20 protein-coding genes are annotated in these 17,091 nt (G+C 69.3%); 10 read left to right on the forward strand and 10 right to left on the reverse strand.

Features of this window, described 5'->3' with window-relative positions; all coding sequences use genetic code 11:
* Positions 1-27: 27 nt before the first annotated feature.
* Genes WOA58_RS04650 through hisC form a run of 3 tightly spaced genes read right to left on the reverse strand, consistent with a single transcriptional unit; the run spans position 28 to position 2,251 of the window.
* Positions 28-636, reverse strand: a complete 609-nt coding sequence (locus WOA58_RS04650) for a CDP-alcohol phosphatidyltransferase family protein (protein ID WP_340602992.1) — start codon at positions 634-636, stop codon at positions 28-30.
* Positions 633-1,175 carry an adenylate kinase family protein gene (locus WOA58_RS04655; RefSeq protein WP_340602993.1) on the reverse strand — a complete coding sequence of 181 codons (543 nt, stop codon included), beginning with the start codon at positions 1,173-1,175 and terminating at the stop codon, positions 633-635. The genes WOA58_RS04650 and WOA58_RS04655 overlap by 4 nt, the downstream gene beginning before the upstream one ends.
* Positions 1,172-2,251, reverse strand: a complete 1,080-nt coding sequence (hisC, locus tag WOA58_RS04660; RefSeq protein WP_340602994.1) for a histidinol-phosphate transaminase — start codon at positions 2,249-2,251, stop codon at positions 1,172-1,174. Before hisC ends, WOA58_RS04655 begins: the two co-directional genes overlap by 4 nt.
* A gap of 100 nt (positions 2,252-2,351) precedes the next feature.
* On the opposite strand from hisC, the gene WOA58_RS04665 reads away from it, so the two are divergent.
* Positions 2,352-2,900, forward strand: a complete 549-nt coding sequence (locus WOA58_RS04665) for a hypothetical protein (protein ID WP_340602995.1) — start codon at positions 2,352-2,354, stop codon at positions 2,898-2,900.
* 10 nt (positions 2,901-2,910) lie between these two features.
* Here WOA58_RS04665 and WOA58_RS04670 read toward each other — a convergent pair whose 3' ends face one another.
* Together WOA58_RS04670 and WOA58_RS04675 are read right to left on the reverse strand one after the other, a co-directional pair.
* Positions 2,911-3,438, reverse strand: coding sequence for a DUF302 domain-containing protein (locus WOA58_RS04670; protein ID WP_340602996.1), 528 nt, complete (start codon positions 3,436-3,438; stop codon positions 2,911-2,913).
* 104 nt (positions 3,439-3,542) lie between these two features.
* Complete coding sequence (locus WOA58_RS04675) at positions 3,543-4,268, reverse strand: fumarylacetoacetate hydrolase family protein (protein ID WP_340602997.1); 726 nt, start codon at positions 4,266-4,268, stop codon at positions 3,543-3,545.
* 109 nt (positions 4,269-4,377) lie between these two features.
* Between WOA58_RS04675 and WOA58_RS04680 the strand changes: the two genes are divergently transcribed.
* From WOA58_RS04680 to WOA58_RS04690, 3 genes are all read left to right on the forward strand, one after another.
* Positions 4,378-5,106, forward strand: a complete 729-nt coding sequence (locus WOA58_RS04680; RefSeq protein WP_340602998.1) for a metal-dependent hydrolase — start codon at positions 4,378-4,380, stop codon at positions 5,104-5,106.
* Between the two features lie 87 nt (positions 5,107-5,193).
* Complete coding sequence (locus tag WOA58_RS04685; protein WP_340602999.1) at positions 5,194-5,592, forward strand: OsmC family protein; 399 nt, start codon at positions 5,194-5,196, stop codon at positions 5,590-5,592.
* Between the two features lie 49 nt (positions 5,593-5,641).
* The gene (locus tag WOA58_RS04690) at positions 5,642-6,097 is read left to right on the forward strand and encodes a DUF5799 family protein (RefSeq protein ID WP_340603000.1); all 456 of its coding nucleotides are present in this window, start codon (positions 5,642-5,644) and stop codon (positions 6,095-6,097) included.
* Here the strand turns inward: WOA58_RS04690 and WOA58_RS04695 are convergent.
* Positions 6,094-6,243: a DUF7557 family protein gene (locus WOA58_RS04695; protein ID WP_340603001.1), complete on the reverse strand. Its 150-nt coding sequence runs from the start codon at positions 6,241-6,243 to the stop codon at positions 6,094-6,096. The genes WOA58_RS04690 and WOA58_RS04695 overlap by 4 nt on opposite strands.
* Before the next feature lie 103 nt (positions 6,244-6,346).
* On the opposite strand from WOA58_RS04695, the gene WOA58_RS04700 reads away from it, so the two are divergent.
* Positions 6,347-7,840 carry a uracil-xanthine permease family protein gene (locus WOA58_RS04700; RefSeq protein ID WP_340603002.1) on the forward strand — a complete coding sequence of 498 codons (1,494 nt, stop codon included), beginning with the start codon at positions 6,347-6,349 and terminating at the stop codon, positions 7,838-7,840.
* 51 nt (positions 7,841-7,891) lie between these two features.
* The gene (locus WOA58_RS04705; RefSeq protein ID WP_340603003.1) at positions 7,892-8,353 is read left to right on the forward strand and encodes a hypothetical protein; all 462 of its coding nucleotides are present in this window, start codon (positions 7,892-7,894) and stop codon (positions 8,351-8,353) included.
* A gap of 11 nt (positions 8,354-8,364) precedes the next feature.
* Here the strand turns inward: WOA58_RS04705 and WOA58_RS04710 are convergent, their stop codons facing one another.
* Positions 8,365-8,928 carry a thioredoxin family protein gene (locus WOA58_RS04710; RefSeq protein WP_340603004.1) on the reverse strand — a complete coding sequence of 188 codons (564 nt, stop codon included), beginning with the start codon at positions 8,926-8,928 and terminating at the stop codon, positions 8,365-8,367.
* Between the two features lie 33 nt (positions 8,929-8,961).
* Positions 8,962-9,378: an EamA family transporter gene (locus WOA58_RS04715; protein WP_340603005.1), complete on the reverse strand. Its 417-nt coding sequence runs from the start codon at positions 9,376-9,378 to the stop codon at positions 8,962-8,964.
* Positions 9,379-9,478: 100 nt separating this feature from the next.
* Here WOA58_RS04715 and WOA58_RS04720 point away from each other — a divergent pair, with 100 nt between their 5' ends.
* The 3 genes from WOA58_RS04720 to WOA58_RS04730 all read left to right on the forward strand — a co-directional run bounded on the left by WOA58_RS04720 (position 9,479) and on the right by WOA58_RS04730 (position 12,346).
* The gene (locus WOA58_RS04720; RefSeq protein WP_340603006.1) at positions 9,479-9,967 is read left to right on the forward strand and encodes an Lrp/AsnC family transcriptional regulator; all 489 of its coding nucleotides are present in this window, start codon (positions 9,479-9,481) and stop codon (positions 9,965-9,967) included.
* Positions 9,968-10,025: 58 nt separating this feature from the next.
* Positions 10,026-11,168 carry a pyridoxal phosphate-dependent aminotransferase gene (locus WOA58_RS04725; protein ID WP_340603007.1) on the forward strand — a complete coding sequence of 381 codons (1,143 nt, stop codon included), beginning with the start codon at positions 10,026-10,028 and terminating at the stop codon, positions 11,166-11,168.
* A 326-nt stretch (positions 11,169-11,494) separates the two neighbouring features.
* Positions 11,495-12,346 (forward strand): M14 family metallopeptidase, encoded by an 852-nt coding sequence (locus WOA58_RS04730; protein WP_340603008.1) that lies wholly within the window; start codon positions 11,495-11,497, stop codon positions 12,344-12,346.
* Between the two features lie 259 nt (positions 12,347-12,605).
* Here WOA58_RS04730 and WOA58_RS04735 read toward each other — a convergent pair whose 3' ends face one another.
* A complete protein-coding gene (locus WOA58_RS04735; RefSeq protein ID WP_340603009.1) occupies positions 12,606-13,760 on the reverse strand; it encodes an NAD(P)/FAD-dependent oxidoreductase in 1,155 nt (384 codons plus the stop codon).
* 59 nt (positions 13,761-13,819) lie between these two features.
* Between WOA58_RS04735 and WOA58_RS04740 the strand changes: the two genes are divergently transcribed.
* Entirely contained in the window at positions 13,820-14,785 is a 966-nt protein-coding gene (locus tag WOA58_RS04740) for an ornithine cyclodeaminase family protein (RefSeq protein WP_340603010.1), read from the forward strand.
* Between the two features lie 41 nt (positions 14,786-14,826).
* On the opposite strand, the gene purL is transcribed toward WOA58_RS04740, so the two are convergent.
* A complete protein-coding gene (gene purL, locus WOA58_RS04745; protein WP_340603011.1) occupies positions 14,827-17,088 on the reverse strand; it encodes a phosphoribosylformylglycinamidine synthase subunit PurL in 2,262 nt (753 codons plus the stop codon).
* Positions 17,089-17,091: the final 3 nt, after the last annotated feature.

Genomic DNA, 17,091 nt, shown 5'->3' on the forward strand with positions numbered 1-17,091 from the left:
CGGGGGTGTATAAATGGTGCGCCACGCTCACCCAAGGGCGCCCATCGCGTGATAGAACCGCTGGAGGGCGGTGATGTGGCCGACGACCGCGAACAGCACGAGCAGCCAGCCCACGAGCGTCAGCCCGAGGATCGCAGCCGGATAGAGGGCGGTCAGCACCGCGACGACCCCCACCAGCACCAGTCGATCCGCCCGTCCGAGCATCCCCCCGTAGACGCGGTCGAGGCCGACGGCCTGGGCCTGGGTGCCGAGATAGGAGGTCATCAACACGCCCGTCACCGCGAGGAAGCCGACCGCGTACTCGCCGATCCCCGCCGCGAGCCCGGCGATGATGAGGATGTCCGCGTACCGGTCGAGGACGTGGTCGAGCAGGTCGCCCGCCGTCGAGGCGACGTTCTGACGTCGCGCGAGAGCCCCGTCGAGCAGGTCGAGCGCCCCGTTCAACAGGACGAGCAGCGCGCCGACGAGATACCAGCCCGGGTTCGCCCCGGCGACGTAGAACGCCCCGGCCGCGAACCCCGCGACCGCGAACGCGAGGACGCTCACGCCGTTCGGCGTCATGCCCGCTCTGTCGGCGCCCTCGACGAACGGCTCGAGGGTCCGGTCGGCGAGCGAGCGATACTGATCGAGGGTCACGAGAACTCCACCTCCCCGGCGCTGGGCTCGCGTTCCCCGTCGATCACGCGCTCGATCTCCTCGGCCACTTCCTCGGGCGAACGGTCGGTGGTGTCGATCTCGTAGACGCTCTCGAGGCCGTGTTCGGCCACCGCCTCCGAGAGGATCAGGTCGAGCGCCTCGCTTTCGGCGTTCTCGCGAGCGTAGCGAGCGAGGGCTTGGGGCGACTTCGTCGACCCGTTGTTCTCGCTCGCCTTCGGCTCGCTCTCCCCGCGCTCGCGAAGCCGCCGTTCGAGCTCGTCGGGCGCACACCGCAGAACGACGACCCGGTCGGCCGGGAGGTGGTGGGCGAGGTGTGACTCGACGATCCCCTCCCGATCGTCGACGTACTCGCCGAGGGCGTCCATGTCGACGACGAGGCTGTCGCGCTCTTCGTCGCGTTCGGTGTACAGCCCCTCGCGTTCGACGACCTCGTTGAGGTGCAGGACGTCGTGGTCCGTGAGGGGTTCCGTGGCGCTGGTCTTGCCCGTTCCGGGGGTGCCGGTGACGACGACCCTCATACCGTCTCCCGGAGCAGCTCGTTGCACTCGGTGACCGCCTTGCGGGTCTCCTCGTCGGTGCCACAGGTGATCCGGATGCACTCGGGCAGCCCGAAGCTCGTACAGTCCCGGACGATCACCCCCCGTTCCTGAAGCTGCTCTGCGACCCCACTCGCGTCGCCGACCTCCGCGAGCACGAAGTTGCCCGCGCTCTCCCAGGTCCGAGCGTCGAGGCGTTCGTACATGAACTGCCGGGAGTCGCGGGCGACCGCGACGGAGCGCTCGACGTGTTCGGCGTCGCCGAGGGCGGCCAGCCCGGCCCGACAGGCGATCTCGCTCGCGGCGAAGGGCGTGTTCACCCGCGCGTATGCGTCGGCCCACGCCTCGGGAACCAGCGCGTAGCCCAACCGGACGCCGGCGAGCCCGTAGGCCTTCGAGAAGGTCCGCAGGACGGCCACGTCGTCGCGTCCATCGACCAGATCGACCGCGCTCGGGCCGTCGGAGAACTCGCCGTAGGCCTCGTCGACGACGATCAGGGTCTCCTCGTCGGTGCGCTCGGCCAGCTCCTCGACCTCCGCGAGGTCGATCTCCGAACCCGTGGGGTTGTGCGGGCTGGTGAGGTAGACGATCCGGTCGCCGTCGTAGTCGGCCAGCACCTTCTCGGCGGTCTGTTCGAACCCCTCGGCCTTCGAGACGGGGTAGGTCGCCACCCCGCCGTGGTGGTACCGGGCGCTCATCCCGTAGTAGGCGAAGCCCGGCTCCGGAACGAGCACCCGGTCGCCCGGCTCCAGGGTCGCCCGCGCGAGGTAGTCGAGCGCGCCGTCGCCGCCGGCCGCGAGCCAGACCTGGCTCGTGGAGAGTCCCCAGCGGTCGGCGAGCTCCGCGGTGAGGTCGGCGTGGGAGGCCTTCGGGTAGGAGTGGATCCGGTCGGCGTGCTCGCGGATCGCCTCGACCGCGGCCGGGCTCGGCCCGAGCGGGTTCTCGTTGGAGGCCAGCTTCACGAGCGAGCCGGGGTCGAGCCCCAGTTCGCGGGCGACCTCCTCGACCCCCCGTCCGGCCTCGTAGGCGACGTGCGAGGAGAGGTCCCGTGGTTGCATGGTCGCCCCAAGTGGGGCGGGTATATTAAGCGTGGCCACACGCCCTGGGCCCCGCTCCCGACGCCGTGAGTTTTATGTCAGATACACGAGTTCATGCTGTATGGGTCGCCGTCGCACGCCTTCCTACGAGCCCCAGTCGTTCGAGACGCGCCACGGGGAGTGCCGGATCGAGCAGGGCTCGATCCACCTCGACGAGGGCCCCATCTGGCACGTTCGACGGACGATCGAGGGGATCCGCGAGGCAGACCTCGGTGCCCTCGGCAAGCCGGCACTGGTGGCCTTCACGCTCCTCGGGACCGTCTCGACGCTCCCCGGAACGTTCTCGCGGGCCTCCGACGGGGCGCTGTGGGCGGTGATCGGCGGCATTTTCGTTCTCGGTGCGCTCGTCTGGCAGCTCTCGGTCTGGCTGCGGCGCTGGCTCCTCGCTCCCGCCGAGATCCGCTGTAGCGACGTCGAGTCGGTCTCGCGGGTCGGCGACGACACCCTCCGGATCGAGTACAAGGACGGCCCCCGACGGACCAGCCACGACCTGAAGCTCCCGCGGAAACACACCGAGGACGCGCGCTGCGAGGCGACCAGCGGGTTCGCGGCGAAGGGCTTCGAGGTCGAGCGCGCGGAGCGCGAGAGATGGTACCGCGAGCTCGTCTGAGCTTCCTCCGCTACTCCGCCCCCTCGCCGGCGCCGGCCGCCGCGAAGTTCGCGAGCGCCTCGCTCATCGCCTCGATCTCCTCGGAGCGCGAGACGCCGTGGCGCTCGACGAGGTTCCACTCGGGATCGTTGTAGGTGATCTGCACCTGCCCCTCCTCGTCACACCAGACCAGCAGCTTCTGGGGGAGGTCGATCCCCGCGGCCTGGTTCTCCCGCATGATCGGGGTTCCGACCTCCGGCGTGCCGAAGAGGATCAGCGTCGTCTCTCGGAGCTCCTCGCGGACCGACTCGGCGTTCGCCGCGTGATCGAACGTCGTGATCAGCTCCGGGGGCTCCTCCTCGATCGCGGCCTCGATCCGTTCGACGGTCCCCGCCACCGTCTCGCCGCCCTCGACGGTCACGAGCCCGTCCTCCTCGCTTTCGTCGCCTTCGTCCGCGGCCCCGATCCCCCCGAGGCCCGCGACGCCCGCTACCCCGCCCGCGGTCAGCCCGGCGAGCTTCAGTACGGTCCGTCGGTCGTCGTCGGTGTTGCGTGACATGGCTCCGGCTACCACGTCGGGCGCGACCGGGAAACCTCCTGTTCGTTTGGTTCTATCCGTTATGGACTGAGAAAATCCTCGGCGGTTCTACGGCTCCCGGCGCGCTACTGGCGCACGTCGTGTTCGAGGGTGCCGATCCCCTCGATCTCGACCTCGACCGTGTTCCCGTCCTCGACCGGCCCGACACCTTCCGGAGTTCCGGTGGCGATCACGTCGCCCGATTCGAGGGTCATGTACTGGGTGATCTCCGCGATCAGCTCCGGGATCGAGAAGATCAGGTGATCGAGGGTGGAGTCCTGGCGGGTCTCGCCGTCGACTCGCAGCTGGATCCGCGCGTCGTCCGGGACCTCGTCGGGCGTCGCGAGCACGGGACCAATCGGCGCGGCGTTGTCGAAGGCCTTCCCGCGGACCCAGTTCTGCTCCTCGTCCTGGTCGTCGCGGTTCGAGAGGTCATCGAAGCAGGTGTAGCCCGCGATCACGTCCTCCGCGTCGGCCTCGTCCACGTGGCGACACTGCTCGCCGATCACGACCGCGAGCTCGGCCTCGTGCTCGACGTACCGGTCGGCGGGCAGCCCCACGGTGTCGCCGTGGCCCGCGACGGCGTTGGGCGGTTTGAGAAACAGGAGGGGACGATCGGGGACCTCCTCGTCGCGCTCCTCGGCGTGGGCGGCGTAGTTGCGGCCGATGCAGACGATCTTGGTCGGCTCACACGGCGCGAGGAGATCGACTTCCTCGGCGTCGTAGCTCTCGTCGCCGAAGCTGACCTCCCCGTCCGAGTACTCGCCCTGCCGGACCGAGCCGGCGGGATCGCGGAAGCGTACGCGGTGCATGGATGGGTCTCAGACCGGGAGGTCAAAAGGCTTCGTCCCGCGGCAGTTCGTATCAGGGATCGGAGCCGGCGGTACCTTTTATGGAGTCCTCGGCCGATGTCCCACCCGTATGGAACTCACCTGGCACGGCCACTCGACGTGGTACGTCACCGTCGGCGAGACCGACCTGCTGATCGACCCGTTCTTCGACAACCCGAAGACCGACCTCGAACCGGGCGACGTGGACTCGCCCGACTACGTCCTGCTCACCCACGCCCACGCCGACCACATCGGCCACGCGGGCGAGTTCAGCGACGCGACCCTCGTCGCCGTCCCGGAGCTCGCAGCCTACGCCCAGGAGGAGCTGGGCTTTTCGGACGCGGTCGGCGGCATGGGGATGAACATGGGCGGCACCGTCGAGTGCGGCGACGCCTACGTGACGATGTGTCGCGCCGACCACACCAACGGGATCGACACCGACTACGAGTACTCGGCGGGCCCGCCGGCCGGGTTCGTGATCAGCGACACCGAGCCCACCCAGGTCGAGGACGAGGAGTCGACCGCGTTCTACCACGCGGGCGACACCGCGCTGATGACCGAGATGCGCGAGATCATCGGCCCGTATCTCGAGCCCGACGCCGCCGCACTGCCGGCTGGCGACCACTTTACGATGGGGCCGTGGCAGGCCGCGATCGCCGTCGACTGGCTCGACGTCGACCACGCCTTCCCGATGCACTACGACACCTTCCCGCCCATCGAGATCGACACCGAGGAGTTCGAAAGCGAGGTCGAGGCGACCGGCAGCGACGCCGAGGTCCACGTCCTCGCGGGTGACGAGTCCTTCGAGCTGTCGGGATAGCTCCCGCCAAATCCGTCGTGTCGGTACCGGTCCCCTTCACCTGCTAACACCACCTTTAGGGCGCTCGCGCCGGATTCATAGAACGCAATGACCGATATCGAGACCACCAGCGTCAGCGAGCAGGGCTTCGTAACCAACAGCCAGGTCGGCGACTTCGAACTCACCATCGACGCCACCGACGAGGAGGGGCCAAACCCCAACCAGGTACTCGTCGCGGACTACGCGTCGTGTTTCCTGCCGGCGTTCCGCGTCGCCGGCCAGCAGCGCGACCACGACGACCTGGGCAAGCTCCAGATCGACGCCGAGGCCGACCTCGACGACGACGACGACCTCTCGACGGTCCGCTTCGAGATCTACGTCGAGGAGGACCTCGACGACGACGAGCTCGACGAGATCGTCGATCGCGCGGAGGGCATCTGTCACGTCCACGCCGCGCTGCGCGACGACCTGCACGCCGAGATCAGCGCCGAAGGCGGCGCGTTCTAAGCCGGAGCCGAGCGGGAACCTTCTTTTATCGCCTGATCGAATGACGGGTATGAGCGATCGACAGTGGATGGACCGGATCGTCGGCGACCGGATGGCCGTCGACCGGGAGTTCACCGAGCGGGTCAACGAGTCGCGTTTCTCGAGCCAGCAGTGGGGGCTGATCATGACGGCGACGGAGTTCGAGATCCACGGCGCCGAGGAGCCCGAGAGCGCCGAGATCGTCGCGAACACCGAGAAGCTCCCCCAGATCATGCCCGAACTCGAGAAGATCGACGCCCAGGTCCAGGCGGCGGGCGGGGCCGGCGGCTCTACGGGGAGCGACCCCTCCGGCGGCATCCTCGACTCGATCAAGGGCGCCCTCGGTCTCGGGGGCGGGGGTAGCGGCGCGAGCGACGAGGACCGGCAGGCGGCCGAATCGCTCGTCGCCGAGTACGCCGACCGCCTACAGGAGCGCCTCGAAGAACAGGGGAAGTGGGAGTCGACCTGTCGGACCGCGACCGACTAGAGCTCCTCGCCGGCGTGGTGGAGCGTCATCTCGCTGGTCTCGTAGATGTTGATCAGCTCGTTGATGAGCTCCTCGTAGGACTCCTCCTCCTCGCGCAGCCCGTCGAGCCGTTCGATCGTCTCCTCGTCGAGGTCGACCTGGGTCATGCTTTCCCGTTCGTCGTCCCCCGTTGTAAGTGTTGGCCGTCGGTCCACGGACAAATCAGCAGGCATTTGAGCCCCCGCCGACCACCGACAGGCAGTTTGGACAATGGGTGAGGACCGGGCCAGCTTCGTCGAGTACGGTATCGAGGACAGACCGCCGCTTTTCGAATCCGTGCTGTTGGGGCTACAACACTACCTCACGATGGTCGGCGCGAACATCGCCGTCCCGCTGATCCTCGCGGGCGCGATGGGGATGCCCCCCGACGTCACCGCCCGGTTCGTGGGCACGTTCTTCGTCGTTTCGGGGATCGCGACGCTCGCCCAGACCACCCTCGGCAACCGCTATCCGATCGTCCAGGGCGCGCCGTTCTCGATGCTCGCGCCCGCGCTCGCGATCATCGCCGTCGTCGGCGCGATCCCCGGCGAGCCGAACTGGCAGACCGACCTCCTCTACCTCCAGGGGGCGATCATCGTCGCCGCTGGCGTCCAGATAGCCGTCGGCTATCTCGGCCTCATCGGTCGGCTCCGGCGCTTCCTCTCGCCCGTCGTCATCGCCCCCACGATCGCCCTGATCGGGCTCGCGCTGTTCGACGCCGACCAGATCACCGCCGCGAACCAGGACTGGCTGCTTCTGGGCCTCACGGTCGGCCTGATCGTCCTCTTCTCCCAGTACCTCAAGTCGAAGAACCGCGCGTTCCAACTGTTCCCCGTCATCCTCGGGGTCGCGATCGTCTGGGTGCTCGCCGCGGTCCTCTCGGTGACGGGTTTCTACTCCCCCGACTCACCGGGCTACGTCGCGCTGGGTCAGGTCGCAGCGGCCCCGCCGCTGATGCCGATCTATCCCTTCCAGTGGGGGGTTCCGAGGGTCGAGTTCGCGCTCGTGATCGGGATGATAGCCGGAGTGCTCGCCTCGGTGATCGAGAGCTTCGGGGACTATCAGGCGGTCGCGCGCCTCACCGGCTCGGGCGCGCCGAGCGAGAAACGCATCAACCACGGGATCGGCATGGAGGGGCTGATGAACGTCTTTTCGGGGGTCATGGGCACCGGCGGCTCGACCTCCTACTCGGAGAACATCGGCGCGATCGGTCTCACCGGCGTGGCCTCGCGCTACGTCGTGCAGGTCGGCGCGGCGGTCATGATCGTCGTCGGCTTCGTCGGGTATTTCGGCCAGCTGGTCGCCACCATCCCTGACCCGATCGTCGGCGGGCTGTTCGTCGCGATGTTCGGCCAGATCGTCGCCGTCGGGATCTCGACGCTGAAACACGTCGACCTGGACAGCCAGCGAAACGTCTTCACCGTCGGCTTCTCGCTGTTCGTCGGGCTCGCGATCCCCCAGTACATGGCGAACTTCGAGAGCGCGGCGGCCTTCCGCGAACTGGCCGCCGGCGTTTCGCCCGTCCTCGGATCGCCCCTGATCGCCGACACCGTCTTCGTCATCGGCGGCACCGGCATGGCCGTCGGCGGGCTGGTCGCGCTCGTGCTCGATAACACGATTCCCGGCACCAGGAAGGAACGCGGCCTCGAGGCCTGGGACGAACGCACGGAGGACGAAAGCGAGTTCCGAAGTGCCTGGGAACGGCTCCGGCAGTCGACGGACTGAGCCGTCCACGCGGCCCGAAAGCATTTACGCGCGTTCGTGTACGTCCGATCCATGTCCACCGAACGACGATCGCTTCTGATACCCGGCGCGGTCTATCTGGGGGCCGTCGTTCTGGTCGGCGTCCCCACGATGGCCGTCCTCCCGTCGCTGCTCGGCCACGCGCTGGAGGCGCTCGGCTGGGACTGGCTCTCAGGGAGCGTCGGCTCCACCCTTATCCTCGGCCTGTCGGTCCTGATCGGCCTCCAGCTCGCCGTCGAGGCGGCCGCGCTCCAGCTGGGGGGCGTCGCGGCGCTCGGCCGCGGCTCGCCCCGCGTCATGCTCATCCGCCACGTCGCCCTCGCGGTCAGCGTGTTCGCGGTGCTGGCGGCCGTGCTCGTGGCCGCGGTTTCGGCCGTCGTCGGCGGGTACGGAACCGCGACGGTCGCCGTCGGATCCCTCGTCGCGCTGGCGGCCGCGGCCGCCCTCTACCGCGGGTCGCGGGCGTTCGTCGCCGGGCTCCGGACGGACGATTGACTCCGAACCGACTACTCCTCGCGCCACTTGACCGAACAGCCCCGCGAGGGCTGCTCGTCGACCGTGATCCCCTCGCCCGCCAGCACCGACTCGATGGCCTCGCGCAGGTCGTGTTCGGTCGGCTCGGCGTCGGGATCGTGGGCGTCGTCGATCCGCCCGTGATAGGTCAGTCGGAACTCCCCGCCTTCCCGCTCGAAGAGGAACGGGTCGGGCGTACAGACCGCGCCGTACGCGCGGGCGACCTCCTGGGACTCGTCGCGCAGATAGGCGTCGTAGGTGATCGTGCCCTCCTCGACCAGCTCCTTCATGCGTTCGAACGAGTCCTCGGGATACTCCTCGGCGTCGTTGGGGTTGATCCCGACGACCGCCACGTCGTCGTACTCGCGTGCGATCTCGTTCAGCGGCTCGATCTTCGCCTTCGCGTACGGGCAGTGGTTGCAGGTGAAGACGACCAGCAGTGCCTCGTGGTCGGCGAACTCCGCGAGGGCGTACGTACGGCCGTCCGCACCGGGAAGCTCGAACTCGGGGGCCGGATCGCCGTGTGCGAGGTCGCTGTCGGACTTCTGGAGCGCCATACCGGGGTCTATGGACGACGACGACAAAGAGCTTCACTCGACGGCGGTGAGGTAGACCGCCACGATCGCGAAGCCGATCCCCGCGACCTTCCGTCCCGTGATCGGCTCGTCGAGCGCGACGAACCCCACCAGCGAGCTCGTGACGATGAACATCCCGAAGATCGGGACGACGACGCTGACGGGCCCCATCGCGAGCGCCCGATAATAGGCGAGGATCCCCACCGCGAGACAGATCCCGGCGGCGTACATGTAGGGCGCGTCGGGATGGGTGAGGTACTCGGCGACGGGCTCGCGCGTGAAGGCGATGATCGCCCCGGCGGCGATCACGAGCATGGTGTTCGAGACGATGACCGCGACGTCGCTCGGCACGTCGGTCGTCGCGATGCTCATCAGCGGCGCGACGAACGTGTAGGCGAGCAGGGCGAGAAGCGCCCACAGCAGGTAGTTCATGGGGGAGCTACCCGCGCCGGATCGGTATGCGTTGCGATCCCGCCGGGGCGAATATCGGGCCGGGAGCAAGCCTTAACCCGCTGCCCTCTGCTCCCCCTGTATGGAGCCGAAACGCGAACTGCTCGACGCCCTCTGTGCGAACGCCCGGACCGAGACGGCGGATCTGGCGCGCCAGACCGGCCTCTCGGAGGACGAGGTCGAGCGAGCGATCGCCGACCTCGAGAACGAGGGCACGATCCGGGGCTACCAGGCGATCGTCGACTGGGAGGCGGTCGACGAGGACCACGCCCGCGCCGCGGTCGAGCTCAACGTCACCCTCGATCGCGAGACGGGCTACGCGGAGGTCTCCGACAGGCTCGCGAAGTTCCCCGAGGTCGACTCGCTGCACCTCGTCAGCGGCAACTACGACTTCCTGATGATCGTCGAGGCGGGCTCGGTGCGGAAGATCTCCCGGTTCGTCAGCGAGAAGGTCGCGCCCGTCCCCGAGGTGACCCAGACGGTGACCCATTTCGTCATGGAGACCTACAAGGAGGGCGGCATCGAGATGAACGACGGCGACGACGACGATCGGCTCTCGGTCTCGCCATGAACGGCACCACGACAGGGGCGATCCCGTCCCGAACTCGCGCTCGCCGGAGGTCGTTCGAATGAGGACCTCCGAGCGCGTCGGGCGGGTTCCCCCCTCCGGAATCCGGAGGTTCTTCGAACTGGCCGAGGAGCGCGACGACGTCATCTCGCTCGGCGTCGGCGAGCCCGACTTCTCGGCGCCGTGGGCCGCCCGCGACGCCGCGATCGGCTCGTTGGAGCGGGGGCGGACCTCGTATACGGCGAACCGCGGGATGCGCGAGCTCCGCGAGGCGATCGCCCGCCACTGCGCGGAGCGCTACGACCTCGCGTACGACCCCGCGGAGGAGGTGCTGGTGACCACGGGCGTCAGCGAGGGCGTCGACGTCGCGCTGCGGGCGCTGGTCGACCCCGGCGACCGGGTCGCGATGGTCGACCCCTCCTACGTCTCCTACAAGCCGGGCGTGCTGCTCGCCGACGGCGAGCCCCTGCCCGTTCGCACCCGCGAGGAGGAGCGCTTTCGCTTGACCTACGAGGCACTCGAACGCGCGGGCGCGGAGGAGGCCGACCTCCTCATACTGTGCTATCCGAACAACCCCACGGGCGCGGTCATGCACGAGGAGCACCTCGAACCCGTCGCGGAGTTCTGTCGCGAGCACGACCTTCGAGTCCTCTCCGACGAGATCTACGCCGACCTCACCTACGAGGGCGAGCACGTCTCGATCGCCACCCTCGACGGGATGCGCGAGCGCACGATCGTCTTCAACGGTTTCTCGAAGGCCTATGCGATGACCGGACTCCGACTGGGCTACGCTCTCGGGCCCGGGGAGGGGATCGAGGCGATGAACCGCATCCACCAGTACTCGATGCTCTCGGCGCCGACGACCGCCCAGCACGCCGCCCTCGAGGCACTCGAGAGCTGCGACGACGACGTCGAGGAGATGGTCGGGGCGTTCAACCGGCGACGGCGGTTCGTCCTCTCGCGCTTCTCCGAGATGGGGATCGACTGCTTCGATGCCCAGGGTGCTTTCTACGTCTTTCCCGAGGTCCCCGGCGACGACGAGGCGTTCGCGGAGGGCCTGCTCGAGGAGGAGGGCGTCGCGGCCGTCCCGGGCTCGGTCTTCGGCGAGGCCGGCGAGGGCCACCTCCGGGTCTCGTACGCGAGCGGCCTCCCCCAGCTGAAGGAGGCCATGAACCGCCTCGAGGCGTACGTCTCCTCGCGGTAGCTTTCAGTGGATTTGAGCCAGTAGGGATGCCCGACGACGAGGAGAGACGACGGGATCGATCCCGTCCTCGATGCGCCTTTGAAGCGATCGTTCCATCGCAGGTGGCGGTTGCGACGCGCTTCGGGTACGGAGTCGTAGTCAGTTCCGTGAACTCGTGAACCCGACCTCCCGACCGTCGGGGCTGTGATACGAGCACGGACCCCCTATCGGACGTGCCGCCACGAACCGGCCGGGAACTAACGGTTCCACACGTCGCAACCCTCACCGGGCCGGAACACGCCAGGAGCGCCTTTACTCGTCTCGGCTCCCGAGATACGGGCAGTACAATGGAAGACGAATTCGGCCCACTCGACGTGACCGTTCGGGGTCCTGGGGAGCCCGAGGTCGTGGTCATCGGAGGCGTCCACGGCAGCGAGAAGAGCGGCGTCCGCGCGGTGCGTCGCCTGCGCGAGGCCGACCTCGATCTCCGCCGGGGCGTCGCGTTCGTCCTCGCCAATCCGGCCGCGATCGAGGCCGGCGAACGCTACCTCGACTCGGACCTCAACCGCGTGTTCCCCGGCGATCCGGACGGCGATCGGGAGGAACGGATCGCCGCCCGGCTCTGCGAGTTCGTCGAGGGTCGGACGTCACTCTCGCTGCACGGTACTGAGGCCGAGCCCACGCCGTTCGCGCTCATACACAGCGCCCAGGAGCGTGAGTTCGAACTGGCCTCCGAACTGCCCGTGCCACACGTCGTCGATCACTGGGGGGAGAACGAGCAGACGATCACGACCTGTGGCTTCACCGTCGAGATCGAGCTCGCCTCGGAGGACTCCGAGGAAGCCGCTGAGGCCGCCGAATATCAGGCCCGCGCGTTCCTCGAGCGGGTGGACGCGCTCCCCGACGAGCCACCCGAGGCCGATCCGGACTTCTTCCACATCGGCGAACCCGTTCCGAAGTCCTCCGGGAGCTCCTACGAGCTGTACGTTGAGAACTTCGAACGCGTCCCCGCGGGAACGACCTACGCGAGCGTCGATGGGGAGGATCTGGTCGCCGACGAGCCGTTCTGGCCGATAATGATGTCGGAAGGAGGCTCCCCGGACCTCTTCGGCTACAAGGGACGCAAGATCGGCGAGTCGCTCGAAGACGTGAAAGAGACGTGGCTCGGCGAGGACCGGGAACCGCGGGACTCCGAGTAGCGCCGGTGATTCGATTCGAAACCGAAGTAACGCACCGGGTGAACGAGCGGACGCATCGCCGAGACCTGCCGGGCACGATCGCCCGCATCGCGGGCAGCTAGCCGCCCTCTTCGAGAAAGTCTTCCATCCGACCACGAACGCTACCCCCGATACGTCGGGGACGGTTCGTTACGCTCCTTCCCGTCCGAACCGCGCTGTTCGCGTCATGCGCGCCGGTACGCGGCCGTTCGCCATACGCCCGTCCGTCGCGGTTTTCCGACTAGACGACGTTTCGCTCTGTTTCGCCCCGCTTCTCGAACCGACCGCTCCCCAACGATCCGATGTCGACCAGCGACGCCTCGCCGTCGCAGGCGAGCTCCGCGACCAGCCGGCCGGTGGCGGGCGCGTGCATGAACCCGTGGCCCGAGAAGCCGACGGCGGTGATCAGACCGGGCACCGTCTCCTCGATGATCGGGTGGTTGTCCGGGGTCACGGCATACAACCCGGCCCAGCCCCGGCGGATCCGCGAGTCGGGCCCGAAGTAGGTCGTCCACTCCCCGGCGCGCTCGACGGCGGCCGCGGCCTGCTCCGGGTCCATCCCCTCGTGGTAGCGGTCGGGATCCGCGTCGGGGTCCTCGCCCCACTGCCCGCCGACCAGCGCGGCCCCCCCGTCCTCGGGCCGGAAGTACGAGCCCGCATCGAGGTCGATCGTGAACGGATCCGACTCCGGAACCGGGCGTTCGGGCTCGACGACCGCCATCTGGCGGCGCCTGGGCGCCACCGGGAGCTCAACGCCGGCCATCCGCCCGATCCGCCTCGCCCACGGCCCGGCGGCGTTGACGACGTAATCGGCCGGGATCCGCCCGTCCCCGTTCGCCCCCGCGAGCTCGACGCCGACCACTCGTCCCCCATCGCGGCGGATCCCCGTCACCTCGGTCCCGGTTCGGAGCTCGACGCCCGCCCCGCGGGCCGCCCGCGCGTAGCCCTCCACCGCGAGGTCGGGATCCGCGAAGCCGTCGGTAGGGGAGTAGCTCGCGCCGGCGAACCGGTCGCTCCGGAGCCCCCCGCAGTGCTCCGCTGTCGCCGCTGGGTCGAGGAACTCGCTGGGGACGCCCAGTTCGTTCTGCATGGCGACGTTCTCCCGTAGCCGCTCGGCCGTTTCCTCCTCGCGCGCGAGGAAGAGGTAGCCGACCCGACGATGGGCGACGTCGACGCCGAACCGCTCCTCGAAGGCGTCCCAGACCTCGAGGCTCGCCAGCGAGAGCGCGACGTTGACCGGCGTCGAGAACTGCGCGCGGATCCCGCCGGCCGAGCGGCCCGTGCTCCCGGCACCCAGCGACCCCTTCTCGCAGAGGGTGACCTCGACGCCCCGCTCGGCCAGCGCGTGGGCGCTCGCGAGGCCGACGATCCCGCCGCCGATCACGACAGTGTGCATATCGGTCACACGGAACGCGAGTGGATAACCATTTGCCGTCGGCCCGCGGCGTTCGACCCATGGTTCGGATCCTCTCGGAGTCGGACGTCGCCGCGCTGCTCGACCTCGGGGAGCTGCTTCCCGTCATCGAGGACGCCTTCCTCGCGCAGGGCCGCGGCGAGGTCGAGCGCCCCGAACGCCCGCATTTCCCGGTCGGAATCGGATTGGACGACGAACCCCTCGGAACCGGACTGACGATGCCCGCGTACGTCCACGGCGCCGAGCGCTACGCGACGAAGCTCGCGAGCGTCCACCCGGGGAATCCCGAACGAGGGCTCTCGACCGTCAACGCCCAGATCGCCGTCACGGACGCTCGGACGGGGCTGCCCGAAGCGTACATGGACGGCACCCGGGTGACGGGCGCGCGGACGGGCTGTATCGCCGGGCTCGCCGCCCGCGATCTGGCGAGCGACCCCCTTCGAGTGGGCATCATCGGCGCGGGCACGCAGGCGCGCTGGGGGACCCGCGCGATCGCCGCCGGGAGCGACCTCGAGGAGGTCCGGATCTACTCGCCGAGCGACTCCAAACGCCGGTGTGCGGCGGATCTGACCGAGCGGGGGATCACGGCGAAGCCGGTCGGCTCGCCCGAGGACGCGGTCGCCGGCGCCGACGTCGTCCTGACGGCGACCACGAGCGAGGAGCCCGTCTTCCCGGGGAGCGCGCTCGCGCCCGACGCGCTGGTCGTCGCGGTCGGGGCCTACAGCGGGGAGATGCGCGAGCTCGACGGCGAGACGATCGAGCGCAGCGAGGCGGTGCTGGCGGACGTCCCCGAGGAAGCGATCGAAACGGGCGACCTGCGCGACAGCGGGCTCTCGGCGGCCGATCTGGTGCCTCTCTCGGACGTCTTCGAGGGAGGGTTCACGCGGCCGGAGGGGGTCGTCGTGGTCAGCAGCGTCGGTTCGGCAGTGTTGGACGCCGCGACGGCGGATCACCTGGTCGAGCGCGCGGAGAGCCAGGACCGCGGGAGAGTAGTCTCGCTGGAGTAGCCGGAAGGAGACGAGTTCGCCAAAGCCGCCGAAGCCCGGTCTCAGTCGAGTTCTCGTTCGAGGACGTCCCGGAGCGCCCGGATCTCCTCCGCCGAGGCCGAGAGCTCCCCCGCGTCCGTTTCGATCACCAGCGTTTTCTCAGGAGTCGCCTCGCCGATCTCCGAGACGGGCGCGACGTCCTCGAACCGTTCGTGGACGGCCTCGGGGTCGGTCGTCTCGATCACCGCGCGACCGGCCCGCTCGCCGAACAGGGTCCCGATCGTCGGCCCGCCCGAGAGGTCGACCCGCGCGCCCGCCTCGCCGACCATCTCCGCGAGCGCCACCGCCAGTCCACCGTGGCTGACGTCGTGGACCGCGAGGGTTCCCCCGTCGTTCGCGGCCGCCGCGAGCGCCGCGACGAACTCCGGGGCGCCCTCGGAGGGCGCGGGGAACCGGTCGGAGCCGCCAAAGCGGGCCAGCAGTTCGGAGCCGCCCAGCTCGGGCTCCGCCTCGCCCGCGAGGACCGGATCGCCGACGACCAGCAGTCGTCCCTCGCCCGAGAGCCGCGTCGGCGGGGCGTCGTAGCCCTCGCGGGTCCCGACCATCGCGAGCGTTGGCGTCGGCGGGATCGGACCCGTCGCGGAGTCGTTGTACAGCGAGACGTTCCCGCCGACGACCGGCACCGAGAGCGCCGAGCAGGCGTCGGCAAGCCCCGAGACGATCCCCCGGAAGCCGCCGTAGACCGCGGGCTTCTCGGGATTGGCGCCGTTGAGGCAGTCCACGGCGGCGAGCGGCGTCGCGCCCTTCGCCGCGAGGTTGGTCGCGTTCTCGACGGCGACCGCCCGCGCGCCCTCGTAGGGAGCCGCGCCCGTCCAGTTGGGGTCCGCGCCCGCCGAGATCGCGAGCCCGGTGCCCGTCTCGCGGTTCTCACCGCTCGACCCGTCGGCGGAGCGTGGCTCCGCCCGCGCCTCTCGGATGGCCATCACTGCCGCGTCGTCACCCGGCTTCACGGCCGTGCGCACGCCGACCTCGTGGTCGTACTGGCGGTACACCCACTCCCTGCTCGCGGTGTTCGGGCTCCCGACGACCGTCTCGAAGGCCTCCCTTAATTCGACGTCGGGCAGATCGCGTGCGGGCTCTTCGGGCTCGACGTGCGCGAGGTCGTTCATCGGCGCGCCGTCCGCGAGGAACTCCGCGGGGACGTCGACGACCGTCTCGCGCCCTCGCGGTTCGCTTTGCTCACCGCTCGTGTCGTCCGAGGCGCGTTGCGCCTCGCTTCCTTCGAAGGTACAGGTGTAGTTCCCCTCGGTCACCTCGCCGATGACCGAGCAGCCGAGATCGAAGCGCTCGGCGATCGCCTCGACGCGCTCGACGTTCTCGGGACGCACCTCGTAGCACATCCGTTCCTGGGATTCGGCGAGCAGGATCTCCATGGCGTTCATGTTCGGCTCGCGCTGATGGACGCGGTTCAGGTCGATCTCCGCGCCGAAGCCGCCCTTCGCGACGAGCTCGCTCGAGGCCCCGCCGAGCCCCGCCGCCCCGAGGTCGCGCGCGGACTCGATCAGCCCCTCGTCGATCAGGCTCTCGTTGGCCTCGATCAGCAGCTTCTCGGTGTAGGGGTCGCCGACCTGCACGGCGGGGCGGTCCTCGGTCTCGGCGTCCTCCGCGAGGTCCTCGCTGGCAAAGGAGGCACCGCCCAGCCCGTCCCGGCCGGTGGCGTTGCCGACGAGGACGAGCTCGTTGCCCGCCTCTTGGGCCTCGGCGGTGACGAGCCGGTCCTCCGAGACGAGGCCGACGCAGGCGACGTTCACGAGGGGATTTCCCTCGTAGTCGGGGTGGAAGGCGAGGCTGCCGCCCACCGTCGGAACCCCGATCGCGTTTCCGTAGTCGGAGATCCCCTCGACGACGCCCTCGAGGAGGTACCGGGAGTGTTCACGATCGAAGTCGCCGAAGTACAGCGAGTCCGTGAGTGCAATGGGATAGGCGCCCATCGAGAGGGTGTCCCGAACGATGCCCCCGATCCCCGTCGCGGCCCCGTCGTAGGGGTCGACGTAGGAGGGGTGGTTGTGGCTCTCGATGCCCAGCGTGATGTAGGTCTCGCCCTCGCCCGAGCCGTGATCGGGAAGCGCGACGACCGCGGCGTCGTCGCCGGGCCCGACGACCACCTGCTCGCCCTCGCTGTCGAACGCCGAGAGCAGCGGGCGCGAGGAGCGATAGGCACAGTGCTCGCTCCAGAGGTTCTCGAACAGCGCCGCCTCGGCTCGCGTGGGTTCGCGGCCGAGCTCCCCGGTGACGATCTCGCGATCCGAGTCGGACAGACTCATTCA

It is taken from the genome of Halalkalicoccus tibetensis (assembly GCF_037996645.1).
GTDB classification, from domain to species: Archaea; Halobacteriota; Halobacteria; order Halobacteriales; family Halalkalicoccaceae; genus Halalkalicoccus; species Halalkalicoccus tibetensis.

What these genes read in the sequence shown, in the direction of transcription:
- purL (WP_340603011.1), bottom strand. Translation starts at nt 17,088, where the DNA reads ATGAGTCTGTCCGACTCGGATCGCGAGATCGTCACCGGGGAGCTCGGC.
- WOA58_RS04675 (WP_340602997.1), bottom strand. Translation starts at nt 4,268, where the DNA reads ATGCACCGCGTACGCTTCCGCGATCCCGCCGGCTCGGTCCGGCAGGGC.
- WOA58_RS04685 (WP_340602999.1), top strand. Translation starts at nt 5,194, where the DNA reads ATGACCGATATCGAGACCACCAGCGTCAGCGAGCAGGGCTTCGTAACC.
- WOA58_RS04655 (WP_340602993.1), bottom strand. Translation starts at nt 1,175, where the DNA reads ATGAGGGTCGTCGTCACCGGCACCCCCGGAACGGGCAAGACCAGCGCC.
- WOA58_RS04720 (WP_340603006.1), top strand. Translation starts at nt 9,479, where the DNA reads ATGGAGCCGAAACGCGAACTGCTCGACGCCCTCTGTGCGAACGCCCGG.
- WOA58_RS04670 (WP_340602996.1), bottom strand. Translation starts at nt 3,438, where the DNA reads ATGTCACGCAACACCGACGACGACCGACGGACCGTACTGAAGCTCGCC.
- WOA58_RS04665 (WP_340602995.1), top strand. Translation starts at nt 2,352, where the DNA reads ATGGGTCGCCGTCGCACGCCTTCCTACGAGCCCCAGTCGTTCGAGACG.
- WOA58_RS04730 (WP_340603008.1), top strand. Translation starts at nt 11,495, where the DNA reads ATGGAAGACGAATTCGGCCCACTCGACGTGACCGTTCGGGGTCCTGGG.
- WOA58_RS04680 (WP_340602998.1), top strand. Translation starts at nt 4,378, where the DNA reads ATGGAACTCACCTGGCACGGCCACTCGACGTGGTACGTCACCGTCGGC.
- WOA58_RS04740 (WP_340603010.1), top strand. Translation starts at nt 13,820, where the DNA reads ATGGTTCGGATCCTCTCGGAGTCGGACGTCGCCGCGCTGCTCGACCTC.
- WOA58_RS04690 (WP_340603000.1), top strand. Translation starts at nt 5,642, where the DNA reads ATGAGCGATCGACAGTGGATGGACCGGATCGTCGGCGACCGGATGGCC.
- WOA58_RS04710 (WP_340603004.1), bottom strand. Translation starts at nt 8,928, where the DNA reads ATGGCGCTCCAGAAGTCCGACAGCGACCTCGCACACGGCGATCCGGCC.
- WOA58_RS04735 (WP_340603009.1), bottom strand. Translation starts at nt 13,760, where the DNA reads ATGCACACTGTCGTGATCGGCGGCGGGATCGTCGGCCTCGCGAGCGCC.
- WOA58_RS04725 (WP_340603007.1), top strand. Translation starts at nt 10,026, where the DNA reads ATGAGGACCTCCGAGCGCGTCGGGCGGGTTCCCCCCTCCGGAATCCGG.
- WOA58_RS04705 (WP_340603003.1), top strand. Translation starts at nt 7,892, where the DNA reads ATGTCCACCGAACGACGATCGCTTCTGATACCCGGCGCGGTCTATCTG.
- WOA58_RS04715 (WP_340603005.1), bottom strand. Translation starts at nt 9,378, where the DNA reads ATGAACTACCTGCTGTGGGCGCTTCTCGCCCTGCTCGCCTACACGTTC.
- WOA58_RS04695 (WP_340603001.1), bottom strand. Translation starts at nt 6,243, where the DNA reads ATGACCCAGGTCGACCTCGACGAGGAGACGATCGAACGGCTCGACGGG.
- hisC (WP_340602994.1), bottom strand. Translation starts at nt 2,251, where the DNA reads ATGCAACCACGGGACCTCTCCTCGCACGTCGCCTACGAGGCCGGACGG.
- WOA58_RS04700 (WP_340603002.1), top strand. Translation starts at nt 6,347, where the DNA reads ATGGGTGAGGACCGGGCCAGCTTCGTCGAGTACGGTATCGAGGACAGA.